The organism is Massilia agrisoli (assembly GCF_020831365.1).
GTDB classification, from domain to species: Bacteria; Pseudomonadota; Gammaproteobacteria; order Burkholderiales; family Burkholderiaceae_D; genus Telluria_A; species Telluria_A agrisoli.
In genome coordinates this window covers 212929-225128 of the sequence record NZ_JAJHPV010000012.1, presented here as the reverse complement: position 1 = coordinate 225128, position 12200 = coordinate 212929, and the positions used below count along the sequence as shown (strand labels likewise).

Annotated in this window: 12 protein-coding genes; 4 read left to right on the top strand and 8 right to left on the bottom strand. The window is 64.4% G+C overall.

The window, feature by feature from the left end:
• Positions 1 to 35: 35 nt before the first annotated feature.
• The 7 genes from fahA to LMJ30_RS08375 form a co-directional block, all read right to left on the bottom strand.
• Positions 36 to 1355: a fumarylacetoacetase gene (fahA, locus tag LMJ30_RS08405; RefSeq protein WP_229431893.1), complete on the bottom strand. Its 1320-nt coding sequence runs from the start codon at positions 1353 to 1355 to the stop codon at positions 36 to 38.
• Between the two features lie 17 nt (positions 1356 to 1372).
• Entirely contained in the window at positions 1373 to 2668 is a 1296-nt protein-coding gene (gene hmgA / locus LMJ30_RS08400) for a homogentisate 1,2-dioxygenase (protein ID WP_229431892.1), read from the bottom strand.
• Between the two features lie 23 nt (positions 2669 to 2691).
• Positions 2692 to 2871, bottom strand: a complete 180-nt coding sequence (locus LMJ30_RS08395) for a hypothetical protein (RefSeq protein WP_229431891.1) — start codon at positions 2869 to 2871, stop codon at positions 2692 to 2694.
• 18 nt (positions 2872 to 2889) lie between these two features.
• Entirely contained in the window at positions 2890 to 4587 is a 1698-nt protein-coding gene (locus LMJ30_RS08390) for an FAD-dependent oxidoreductase (protein ID WP_229431890.1), read from the bottom strand.
• Between the two features lie 11 nt (positions 4588 to 4598).
• Positions 4599 to 5951 carry an MFS transporter gene (locus tag LMJ30_RS08385; protein WP_229431889.1) on the bottom strand — a complete coding sequence of 451 codons (1353 nt, stop codon included), beginning with the start codon at positions 5949 to 5951 and terminating at the stop codon, positions 4599 to 4601.
• A 145-nt stretch (positions 5952 to 6096) separates the two neighbouring features.
• Complete coding sequence (locus LMJ30_RS08380; protein ID WP_229431888.1) at positions 6097 to 6915, bottom strand: helix-turn-helix transcriptional regulator; 819 nt, start codon at positions 6913 to 6915, stop codon at positions 6097 to 6099.
• Positions 6916 to 6965: 50 nt separating this feature from the next.
• Positions 6966 to 7439: a hypothetical protein gene (locus LMJ30_RS08375; protein WP_229431887.1), complete on the bottom strand. Its 474-nt coding sequence runs from the start codon at positions 7437 to 7439 to the stop codon at positions 6966 to 6968.
• A 253-nt stretch (positions 7440 to 7692) separates the two neighbouring features.
• Between LMJ30_RS08375 and LMJ30_RS08370 the strand changes: the two genes are divergently transcribed.
• Both LMJ30_RS08370 and LMJ30_RS08365 read left to right on the top strand, forming a co-directional pair.
• Positions 7693 to 8187 carry a MarR family winged helix-turn-helix transcriptional regulator gene (locus LMJ30_RS08370; RefSeq protein ID WP_229431886.1) on the top strand — a complete coding sequence of 165 codons (495 nt, stop codon included), beginning with the start codon at positions 7693 to 7695 and terminating at the stop codon, positions 8185 to 8187.
• On the top strand, positions 8184 to 9071 hold the full coding sequence (locus LMJ30_RS08365) for a CPBP family intramembrane glutamic endopeptidase (protein ID WP_229431885.1): 888 nt from the start codon (positions 8184 to 8186) through the stop codon (positions 9069 to 9071). The genes LMJ30_RS08370 and LMJ30_RS08365 overlap by 4 nt, the downstream gene beginning before the upstream one ends.
• A gap of 24 nt (positions 9072 to 9095) precedes the next feature.
• On the opposite strand, the gene LMJ30_RS08360 is transcribed toward LMJ30_RS08365, so the two are convergent.
• A complete protein-coding gene (locus LMJ30_RS08360; protein ID WP_229431884.1) occupies positions 9096 to 10004 on the bottom strand; it encodes a LysR family transcriptional regulator in 909 nt (302 codons plus the stop codon).
• A 143-nt stretch (positions 10005 to 10147) separates the two neighbouring features.
• On the opposite strand from LMJ30_RS08360, the gene LMJ30_RS08355 reads away from it, so the two are divergent.
• Both LMJ30_RS08355 and LMJ30_RS08350 read left to right on the top strand, forming a co-directional pair.
• Complete coding sequence (locus LMJ30_RS08355; RefSeq protein WP_229431883.1) at positions 10148 to 11014, top strand: HTD2 family dehydratase; 867 nt, start codon at positions 10148 to 10150, stop codon at positions 11012 to 11014.
• Between the two features lie 18 nt (positions 11015 to 11032).
• Entirely contained in the window at positions 11033 to 12193 is a 1161-nt protein-coding gene (locus tag LMJ30_RS08350; RefSeq protein WP_229431882.1) for an acyl-CoA dehydrogenase family protein, read from the top strand.
• Positions 12194 to 12200 lie beyond the last annotated feature (7 nt).

Below are 12200 nucleotides of genomic sequence, written 5' to 3'. Positions count from 1 at the left end.
GAATGACGAGTTCCCGCCTTTGCGGGAACGACGCATCAAGCTTCCATGGCCGGCAGCACAGTCCCCCGGCACTCGCCAAACCCGATACGCGCACTGCCAGCTTGCTCGCACCATCCGCGCATGATCACCGTATCGCCGTCGACGAGGTAGCTGCGGGTGTCGCCATCGGGCAGGCGCAATGGCTCCTTGCCGCCGGAGGTCAGCTCAATCAGCGCGCCCGCCTGGTCGGGCGTCGGTCCCGACAAGGTTCCGCTGCCAAACAGGTCGCCCGGCTGCAGGTTGCATCCGCCGACGGTGTGATGCGCCAGCAGCTGCGCCACTGTCCAGTAAGCGTGCCGGTAGCTGGTGGCCGACAGCTGCGCAGGCCCGGCGCCGGCCGCGCGCATCCGTTCGGTTTCAAGCAGCACCTGGAGCTGTACGTCGAACGCGCCGCCAGCACGGTTGGCCGCAGAATCCAGGTAGGGCAAGGGCTGCGGATCGCCCTCCGGCCGCGCGAACGGCACGCGGTAAGGCGCCAGCGCTTCGAGCGTGACAATCCACGGCGAGACGGTGGTGGCGAAATTCTTCGACAGGAAGGGCCCAAGCGGCTGGTACTCCCAGGCTTGCACGTCGCGCGCCGACCAGTCGTTCAGCAGGCACAGGCCGAATACATGCGACTCGGCCTGGTCCATCGGCACCGACGTGCACGACTCGTTTCCGGTGCCGACATAAATGCCGAGCTCCAGCTCGTAGTCGAGGCGCTGGCACGGCCCGAAGTCCGGCTGCGTTTTACCCGGCGCCATGGTCTGGCCAAGCGGCCGCCTGAATTCCTGGCCCGACACCTGGATCGACGAGGCGCGCCCGTGATAGCCGATCGGGACCCATTTATAGTTGGGCATCAGCGGACTGTCGGGCCGGAACAGCTTGCCCACGCTGGTCGCGTGGTGGATCGAGGTGTAGAAGTCGGTGTAGTCGCCGATCTTCGCAGGGACGGTGTACTCCGCCTGCGACTGCGGCACCAGGCAGGCGCCAAGCAGCTCACGTTCCGGCGCGCCGGTGCGCAGTGCGCGGCTGAGGGCAAGGCGCAGTTTGCTCCACGCGCCTGGCCCCATCGCCATGAAACGGTTGAGCGAACTGGCGCCGCACGCCGCCGCAAACGGCAGGGCATCGATCGACAGCGCGCCACGGCTGGCGGCCATGCCAAGGTCCACGATCTGGTCGCCAATCGCGACGCCGCCACGGAAGAATTCTTCCGTGCCTGCCCTGCGAAATACTGCAAACGGCAGGTTCTGGATCGGGAAATCGGTGCCTGGCTCGTTGGCCGAGGCGACCCAGCTACGCAGTTCGGGTGCGTGGGTCTCGTTCAGTAGTGACATGCATGCTCCTTGTAGTTTCAGCGCTGGCGCGGGTCGAAGCGCTTTTCAAGCCCCTGCCAGCAATTGGCGTAGCTGGTTTGCAGCTGTGCCGACTCCAGCGCGTGAATGGTCGGGCGGATGACCGACGGCGTTTCAAACATGAAGGCCATCGTATCGGTCACATGATGCGGGCGGCTGGTGTCGGCCACGCTGGCCTTGCCGAAGGTCTCGGCATCGGGGCCGTGGCCGCTCATGCAGTTGTGCAGCGACGCCCCGCCGGGCGCGAACCCCTCGGCCTTGGCGTCGTAGGCGCCGTGGATCAGTCCCATGAACTCGCTGGCGAAATTGCGGTGGAACCAGGGCGGGCGGAAGGTATCTTCAGCTGCCAGCCAGCGCGGCGGGAAGATCACGAAGTCCAGCGTATCCACGCCCGGCGTGTCGCTCGGCGCCTGCAGCACCAGGAAGATCGACGGGTCAGGGTGGTCGTAGCTGATCGAGCCGATGGTGTTAAAGCGCCGCAGGTCGTACTTGTACGGCGCGTAGTTGCCGTGCCACGCGACCACGTCCAGCGGCGAATGGCCAATCGCGGCGCGCCACATCCGGCCCTGGAACTTGGCCACCAGCTCGAAGTCGCCTTCGCGGTCCTCATACGACGCCACGGGCGTCAGGAAGTCGCGCGGATTGGCCAGGCCGTTCGATCCGATCACGCCCAGGTCGGGCAGGCGCAACAGCGCACCGTAGTTCTCGCACACATAGCCGCGCGCCACCGGTCCGTCCAGCTTTACCTGGAAGCGCACGCCGCGCGGGATCACAGCGATTTCCTGCGGTTCGACCTGCAGCGTGCCAAGTTCGGTCGCAATGGTCAGCGCGCCAAGCTGCGGCACGATCAGCAGTTCGCCATCGGCGTTGTAGAAGTAGCGGCCCTCCATCGACTGGTTGGCCGCGTAAAGGTGGATCGCACAGCCGGCGTTGGCGGCGGGGCTGCCGTTGCCGGCCATTGTCACCAGTCCTTCGAGGAAGTCTGTCGGGCCATGCGGCAGGGGCAGCGGGTCCCAGCGCAACTGGTCGGGCGAGACTGGCAGCTCGTCGAAGCTGCTGACAACCCGGCCGATCTGCACCGCCTGGAAGGGGCCGTGCACGGCGGCGGGACGGATCCGGTACAGCCACGAGCGGCGGTTGGCATGGCGCGGCGCGGTGAAGGCAGTGCCCGACAGCTGTTCGGCGTACAGCCCGTAGGGCGCGCGCTGCGGCGAGTTACGGCCGACTGGCAGCGCGCCCGGCAGCGCTTCAGTGGCGAACTCGTTGCCGAAGCCGGACTGGTAACTGAGCGTCATGGTGGTTTTTCCTGATGGGCCGATCATTGGCCAAGGCCCTCGGCGGCATCGTCGACAAGGCGCGCCGCGGTATCGGGATCGCCGATCTGGCCGATCGCCAGCAGCGCGAAGCGCGCAAGGAACAGGGGCGACTTGTCCGCGCCCAGCTGGGTCATGGTCTTGCAAAGCCGTGTGTAGACGGCATCGAGTTCGCTGTCGTTCATGAGAGCTCCTTTATTCGGTTATGGATGCAACAGGCGCCCGACCGCTGCGGTCAGCTGGCCCGCGTCCGGCGCCTGCCAGCGTCCGAGGACATGGCCGTCGGGGCGCACCAGGTAGACGCTGCCCACCGAAGCGCCGTACATGCCGAATGCGCGGCCGGTGTCGTCCCAGGCGCAGCGCGAGGTCGGGTCGAGCGGGCGCTCCACCGCGATGGGAACCATATCCAGCTGGACGCCGGTTGCGCGCATGGTGTCGGCGAACGCGGACAGTTTCTTCGGCACCCTGGCGTCGGCGGTGAAGCAAAGCGCCGTCAGGCCGGTGCCCAGCAGGCCGGTAAGGTGGCCCGGGACTCCCTTCGCTTCATCAAACACGGTGAGCGGGCACTCGGGCAGCACCGCACCTGGCGCCGGGCCGGCGCGCCACACCTCCTGGTCCGCGACGTTGAGGGGCGATTCCGTGTAGGTGATGGCGGAACTCTGGCGCGGGTTGATCAGCGACCGCACGCAGGCGTGCTTTTCAGCGAGACCCAGCACCGCCGTGCGCATCAACTCAAAGGCGAAGGAGGGCGGCGCCATGAACTCGGTGCTCTTGGTGCCGTAGCTGAGGTTCTCGTGGGTTGCGGCGACGCGCTCGCTCGAATAGCTGTCGAGAAGGCTAAAGTCTGCGAGGCCCTTGACCACCCAGGCCAGCTTCCACGCGACGTTGTCGGCGTCATCGATGCCCGAATTGGCGCCGCGTACGCCGAAAATCGGCACCAGGTGCGCGGCGTCGCCGGCGAACATCACCCGCCCGTGGCGGTAGTGTTCCAGCGTCAGTGCGTTTGCCTTGTACATCGTGATCCAGATCGGCGCCCACGCGCCGCGCTCGCCCATCATGTCGAGCAGGCTTTGCACGCGCGGCAGCACGTTTTCGGGCTTGACCGCTTCGTCGGCGTTCTCGCCGTCCTGCACCTGGTAGTCGATGCGCCACACATTGTGCGGCTGCTTATGCACCAGCACCGTCGATCCCGGATTGCATGGCGGGTCAAAGTAGGCCAGCCGCTCGGTCGGGCGCTCGCTGTCAAGCCTGATGTCGACGATGATGTAGCGGCCCTCGTAGCTGGCGCCGCGCAGCGGCAGTTCCATCGCCTCGCGGATCGTGCTGCGCCCGCCGTCGCAGGCGACCAGCCAGTCGGCCTCCAGCGCGTAGTCGCCTTCGGGTGTGCCGAGGCTGAGCGTGACGCCAGCCGCATTGTGTTCAAGCCCGGTGACGCGGGTCTGCCAGCGGATGTCGATCAGGCCAGCGTGTTTTTCGGCGGCTTCCAGCAGCAATTCTTCGATGTGGTACTGCGCCAGGTTGACCATCGGCGGCAGCTTCTGGTTGTCGTCCTGCGGCATCGTAAAGTGCAGCACCTCGGTGTCGCGGTAAAAACTGCGTCCGCCGGTCCACGGCAGGCCGGTCTTGAGGAAGCCATCGAGGGCGCCGAGGCGTTCGATGATCTCGAGGCTGCGGCGCGAGATGCAGATGGCGCGGCTGCCCTGGCAGACCGAGTCGTCCGCTTCGATCAGTACCGACGCGATGCCCTGGCGCGCAAGGCCAAGGGCAGTCGACAGGCCGACCGGCCCGCCGCCAACGATCGCCACCTTGTGGCGTACCGCATCGCGCCCCGCCTGCTGCGGGGGGATGCGGGCCGGGTACTGGCGGGCAGTGAACGGGTAGGGTGCAAATTCCATAGTCATCGTATCTTCCTTCAGTGATCGGTTTTCTGGCGGGCGCCGATCGGCAGCATCAGCACGATCACCGTGCCGGCCACCAGCAGCGCGCTGGCGTAATACAGGCCGCCGGTAAAGCTGCCGGTCGCGTCCTTGATCCAGCCCACCACCACCGGGTTGATCGCGGAGCTGACGTTGCCGGCTGCATTGATGACGGCGATGCCGATCGCCTGCGCCTTCCAGCTCAGGGCCTGGTCCGGTGTGGTCCAGAAGATCGACATGGCGGTGTACGAGCCGGCGGAAGCCATGCAGACCCCGAGCATCTGCACCACCGGGTCGGCGGACAAGGCGGTAAACATCCACCCGGCGGCCGAGGCCAGCATCGGGATGACCAGGTGCCAGCGGCGCTCCTGCTTGCGGTCGGAGCGGCGGCCCCACCAGATCATCGCAATGATGGTCACCACCTGGGAAATTGCCGCCAGCAGGCCGATGGTGCGGTTGCTGGCGCCGGCGCTGAAGCTCTTGACGATCAGCGGCGTCCACACGGCCACCATCGCCAGCGTGTTCACCAGGCAGAAGTAGGCAACTCCGAACTTGACGACGGCCGGGGAGGTGAGCTCGGCGAACAGGCTGCGCTCGGGCGCGGCGGCTTCGGCGCGCGGTGGCTGTTTGCGGGCCGATTGCAGGCTGCGTTCCAGCGTGCTTTTCTCGGCGGCGCTGAGCCATTTGGCGTCTTGCGGCTTGTCGTCGAGGTACCAGAACACGACCAGGCCGAGCACCGACGACGGCAGGCCTTCCAGCATGAACAGCCACTGCCAGCCTTTCAGCCCCATCGCGCCGTCGAGCTCCAGGATGTAGCCCGAGACGGCCGATCCCAGCGCCGCGGTGACCGGCATCGCAATCATGAACAAGGCATTGGCGCGGGCACGGTAGGCGGGCGGGAACCAGAAGGTCAGGTAAAGCAGCATCCCGGGCAGGAAGCCTGCTTCGGTAATGCCCACCAGGATCCGAAGGATGTACAGCGTCTCGGGGCTGGTGGCGAACATCGTCGCGGTGGAGGCCAGGCCCCAGCCGATCATGATGGTGCCGATCCAGCGCCGCGCGCCGACCTTCGCCAGCGCGATATTGCTCGGTATGCCGAACGCCACGTAGGCGATGTAGAACAGGGTGGTGGCCAGGCCGAACTGGGTGGCGGTAAGGCCAAGGTCGGCCGACATTGTCAGCGCGGCGAAGCCGATGTTGATGCGGTCGAGGAAGGAGAACACAAACAGCAGGAAGATAAACCACAGCAGTCGGCGCGACACCTTGCCGATGACCTGCTGTTCGAGGTCGAGTTGCTGGTGGGTAGCGCCGCTGGCTGGCGCCTGGATTAATGTTGTCACCGGTGGCATGCTGGGTCTCCTGCGATGCGGTTGAGTTGGAGCCGCCACGAACATGGCTGCTTAACCTGACGCTTGTTTTTGTTGTCGTCTTTAACCGAGTATGCGGATCGCCATGCCGACTGTCTGTCCCCATTTTGGGTACAAAGCCTGGCGTTTACGGTGCGTCGGTCGACAGGCAGAGGGCGAACAGCTGGCGTTGGCTGGAGATGCCGAGGCGCTGGTAGGCGCGCTTCTGGTAAGTGATGACGCTGGCGGGCTTGATGCCCATCAGGTCGGCGATTTCGGCGGCGGTGCGGCCTTCCAGCACGCCGCGCACGACGTCCAGCTCGCGCTTGGCCAGCGACGGGCACAGTCGGCGCACGCGCGCCAGCATCAGCTGGGGGATGCCGAGCTGGTTCTGCCCATGCATGACATAGTGGTGGCGCGCGGCGTGGCCGATCAGCGGCGCCAGCGCCTCCACCAGCGCAATTTCGCCTGGCTCGAAATTGCCATAGGTGCGGTCGCGGTACAGGTTGACGGACAACCAGATGCCTTCGGCGGGCTGCACCATCAGGGACAAGCGGTCGCACACCTGCGGATCGCTGTAGCAGGCCGCGCGGTAGCCCGCGTTCTCGATGTCGTCGCTGGTCTGCTGGTGGATGATCAGCGACGATCCCGGGCTGGCTTGCGGCGCGGACGAAATCACGCGCTGGTTACCGTCCAGCAGGTAGTAGTGGCGCGAGTAGACATCGGCAACATCGCGCAAGAAGCGCCCGCCGCGGTGGTCGGCCACCGACACGGTGCGCGGCCGGTTGCCGAATTCATAGGCGAACACGGTGCATTGGGAGATCGTGGCCGGTTCCGCCAGCGTCTTCAGGACCTCGGCGGCGAAGGTGGTGTTGTCCGCATGGCCGATCGCGGCCACCAGCCCGGTAACCCGTGACAGGTCGAGCAGGGGGCTGGGAGCAGGGCGGTCAATGGACCAGTAGCGCATGGCCAGGGCTGGAAGGGAGATGCATACCGTTTCAGGCTAGCACAAACCGGCTAGCCGCGCAGGAACAGGTACAGGCTGCCCAACAGGAAACCAGCGAGAGTCGATGCCGCGCATAAAGCGCACCCCAGCGCAAACTGAAAAAGCCGTTCGCGCTGTCTTTCCTTGTACGCGCGTTGCTTGTCAAAAGTGCGCCGGTGCGCTTGCCTGCGCCTCATCCAGTCATCGGTCGACGCGTACCTGTGGAAGCGCTCGCTGTAGACATCTGCGTTCAAAGCCGAAGCGAGTTTGAACATGGCCGAGATCAGCTCGCGCGATGGGTCCTTCGCTGCGGCGATGCCGAAACGGTCCAGCCGGACGGTCGCTCGCCTGTCCGATTTCAGCCGGACAATCTGAGGGCTGCGCACGCCCGCCCTGGCGGGTTCCACCACCAGTTCATCGCATTGCTGAGCCGCCCAGACCCACGCTTCTTCCGATATCGGCGATGTGCGCAGCCCCTCAAGGGCTATGTAGACATAAGTGCTCATCCTGTCTCCGCAGAACTTGGTTGGACAGTCATGGCCGCCAGCTGACTGCCTAAGCTTTTGTAGGAATATGCCTACTTCGAATTGATGGATAAGCAGGGACTGTGCCACGTCTTTAAAATCAATAACTTGCGCTTGCCACGGGGACGTCGCCGACGCGGCGGCGTGGAAAATGTAAAGAAGCGCGACAGTAACGGGCACCGCCGGCCGGGGAAAAAGTATATAAGCGCTTATGGAAATGTGATACTATCGCCTCATGAAACAAGGACTCGGAACCCAGCTCCGCCATCTCATCGACCTTCTGGACGGCGACGTGGCGCAGCAGTACAAAGACGGCGGCCTCGATTACCGCCCGCGCTACACGCCCGTCATGCGTGCGCTGAAGCAGTTAGAGACCGCCAGCATTGGCCAGATCGCCGAATCTGCCGGCATCACGCAGCCGGCGGCGACGCAAACGGTGAACCTGATGAAGAAGGACGGGCTGGTCAGCGTCGAACCCGGCGCGGATGGGCGCCAGCGCCTCGTGAGGTTGAGCCGGCATGGAAAGGACCTGATGCCGGAGCTGGAATCTCGTTGGGCGGCGACGAAGGCGGCAGCCGACGGCCTCGACGCTCAACTGACCGTGCCGCTGTCAGCAATCCTCGACGAAGCGATCCTGGCACTCGAGAAAAAACCATTCGGTGTGCGCATTTCCGAAGCAAGGGCGCGCCTCAATCAAAGCTCCACAACGCAAAAGGGAAAGAAGACATGACAACAATGATCCAACCCGTACCGGCGCCAAAAGGCTGGGGAAACCGCCTGCTGAACTTTCCGCTGACGAAAATCGTCCTTGCGTCGCTGCTCGTTGTGGCGTCTGCCGGCCTGGTGTTTTCGTTGGCAAAAGCAATCGCCAGCAAGGAAGCGCGAATCATCTGGCCTGAGTTGCTCGCCGCACTGGGCGTCCTGTTGACCTACTGGGCCTATGTGCGCTACGTCGAAAAGCGGCCGGCGGCCGAGCTGTCGCGCTTCAACGCGTTGCCGGAGTTTGGCGCGGGCCTGTTGATCGGCGCCGCGATGGTGGCCGCCGAGATTGGCATCTTGTATGCCGCCGGCGTGTACGAGGTGACCGGATTGAATGACTGGACCATGAAGCTCATGCAGCCGCTTGCCGTCATGATGTTTGTAGGCGTGATCGAAGAAGTGATTGGCCGGGGCATCATTTTCCGCATTACCGAGGAGTCGCTCGGAAGCTGGCCTGCCATCGCAATCTCCGCGCTGCTGTTCGGGCTCGCGCATATTCCGGGCGAAGGGGCGGGCGTCCTGGCAATCGCCAATACGGTTGTCGCAGGCGCCTTCTTTGCCGCCGCCTACCTGCTGACGCGCCGGCTCTGGCTCTGCATCGGCATCCACGTCGCGTGGAACTACACGCTGGGCTCGATCTTTTCGATCTCGGTTTCTGGCAACGAAAGCACCGGCTATTTGATCGGAAAACTGACCGGCCCCGAATGGCTGACTGGCGGCGCTTACGGCCTCGAAGCGTCCGTGCTCACTTTACTTACCCTGGTGGTGATCGGCGGCTGGCTTTTACGGATGGCGCACGGACGGGGCCACTTTATGGCATCCAGGAAGCGCCGGGTTTCGCTGCCCGAGGCATAGCGTTTGCTGCTGCGCGAGCCTGGCTTACTTTGCCTGGCTCGCGTCTACCTGGCTTCCCCTGATGTATTCCACCAGTTCGCGCGCATAGGCCGGCAAGGTTTCAAGCTTCTGCACGATCACGCTGCGTTCGCGCACCGCCCACGGGTCGCGCAGTTCCACCAGCGCCAGTTTCATCGACTGGCTGTGCCGCAGCCCCGCCGACTGCGGCAGGATGCCGATCCCGACATTCGACTCCACCATCCGGCACATCGCATCGAAACCCCTGACCTGGATGCGCAGGTTCAGGTGTTCGCCCGTGTCCGACACCACCCGGTTGAGGAAGTGCTGCAAGGTGCTGCCTTCGTGCAGGCCGATATGCGGATATTCCAGCGTTTCGGCGAACGAGACGGTGCCGGCCTTCGCCAGCGGATGGTCGAGCGAGGTGGCCAGCACCAGGCGGTCGGTCGAAAAGTTGATGATCTCGACACCCTGGCCCTGGACCGGTCCAGCGGCCACGCCAATATCCGCGGTTCCCTCCTGCACCCCGCGCAGGATGTCGTGATTCAGCCGCTCTTCCAGCGCGACATTGACCTGCGGATGCGCAGTCAGGAAGGTTCCCAGCACCTGCGGCATGAATTCAGTCACCGCCGTGGTATTGGCGAAGATGCGGATGTGCCCCTTGATGCCGTTGTTGTACTGCTGCATATCGCTTTTCAGCCGTTCGAGCTGCTGCATGAACTGCTGCGCGTGCGCCAGCAGGGTCTCGCCGGCGGGCGACAGCATCACGCCCTTGTTCTCGCGGTACAGCAGGCGCATGCCGAAGCGCGACTCCAGTTCCTTGACCCGGTTGCTGGCCGCCGCCAGCGACAGGTGCATGCGCTCCGCGGCGCGGGTCAGGCTCTTAAGTTCCGCAACAAAGATGAATAAACGCAGGTCAGTCAGGTCAAACAGCATAAGTCGATTTCCTATTCAGTACATCGATTCTAACGCCAAGTGCACGCTTCATCGAAATCGCACCCCCCCTTCAAAAAATGCAGATTGTGGCAATACGCCGGCTGGAACACACTGGAATCGTTCCAATTAATTATGCCGCCATCATGATCTCCGATGCTTTCGATTCCGCTTTGTTGCAGCAGTGGGTAGGCAACACAGAATCCGCCGACGCGCGGATCGACGCGCGCCAGGCGGATGCGCTGGCGGCAACCGTGGACCGCCCGTTCTCCTTCACGCAAGGGTCCGCCTTGCCGCCGTTGTGGCACTGGATTTACTTCTGGACGGCGGCCCCGCAATCCGAACTGGGGCCGGACGGCCATCCCCAGCGCGGCGGTTTCCTGCCGCCGGTTCCGTTGCCGCGCCGCATGTGGGCTGGCGGACGCCTGACGTTCACCGCGCCGCTCGCCATCGGGCAGGATGCCACCCGCACCTCGCGGGTGCAGAGCGTGAGCGCCAAGACCGGCGCCAGCGGCGACCTGGCTTTTGTGACGGTGATGCATGAGCTGGCCCAGGCAGGCAAGACCTGCGTTACCGAAGAGCATGACATCGTCTACCGCGCCTACCCGCAGCCAGGCGCGGCCGCCCCTGCGCCAAAGACCGCGCCTGGAGGCGCCGCCTGGACCCGCACCGTGACGCCCGACCCGGTCTTGCTGTTCCGCTATTCGGCGCTGACCTTCAACGGCCACCGCATCCATTACGACCGCAGCTATGCCACGGAAGTCGAAGGCTATCCGGGCCTGATTGTGCATGGCCCGCTGATCGCCACCTTGCTGGCCGACCTGCTGCAGCGACATATGCCCGAGGCGCGCATGAGCGCCTTCTCTTTCCGATCGGTTGGCACGCTGTTCGACACCGAGCCGTTCACCGTGTGCGGGCGCCTCGATCCCGACGGCCGCACCGTACAGCTGTGGGCCCAGAACATGCGCGGTGAACTGGCCATGCAGGCCGAAGCCACGCTTTCCGATAACTAAATATTCGACGAGACACTGATGCCACTCCATCCAAACTCCTACGAAGACATCCGCGACGCGGTGCGCGCCCTGTGCGCCGAATTCCCGGGCGAATACTTCCGCCAGGTTGACGAGGCCCGCGGCTACCCCGAGAAGTTTGTCAACGCACTGACCAGCGCCGGCTGGCTGGCCGCACTGATCCCGCAGGAATACGGTGGCTCGGGCCTCGGGCTGACCGAAGCCTCCGTCATCATGGAGGAGATCAACCGCGCCGGCGGCAACTCGGGCGCCTGCCACGGCCAGATGTACAACATGGGAACCTTGCTGCGCCACGGTTCGGAGGCGCAGAAACAACGCTACCTACCCAAGATCGCCAGCGGCGAGCTGCGCCTGCAATCGATGGCCGTCACCGAGCCGACCACCGGCACCGACACCACCAAAATCACCACCACGGCCGTGCGCAAGGGCGACCGGTACGTGGTCAACGGCCAGAAGGTGTGGATTTCACGGGTCCAGCATTCCGACCTGATGATTTTGCTGGCGCGCACCACGCCGCTGGCCGAGGTGAAAAAGAAATCGGAAGGCATGTCGATCTTCGTGGTCGACCTGCGCGAGGCAATCGGCAAGGGCCTGACCGTGCAGCCTATCCTCAACATGGTGAACCATGAAACCAACGAGCTGTTCTTCGAAAACCTGGAGATCCCGGTCGAGAACCTGATCGGTGAAGAGGGCAAGGGCTTCAAGTACATCCTCGACGGCCTGAACGCCGAGCGCACCCTGATCGCCGCCGAATGCATCGGCGACGGCTACTGGTTCATCGACAAGGTCACCAAGTACGTCAATGAACGCATCGTGTTCGGACGGCCAATCGGCCAGAACCAGGGCGTGCAGTTCCCGATTGCCAAGGCCTTCGTCAACCTGGAGGCGGCCAACCTGATGCGCTACAAGGCGTGCGAGCTGTTCGACGCCCACCAGCCCTGCGGCACCGAGGCCAACATGGCCAAGATGCTGGCGGCCGACGCATCATGGGAGGCCGCCAACGCCTGCCTGCAGTTCCACGGCGGCTTCGGCTTTGCCTGCGAATACGACGTCGAGCGCAAGTTCCGCGAGACCCGCCTGTACCAGGTGGCGCCAATCTCGACCAACCTGATCCTGTCCTATGTGGCGGAACACGTGCTCGGCATGCCGCGCTCGTTCTGAGGAGACA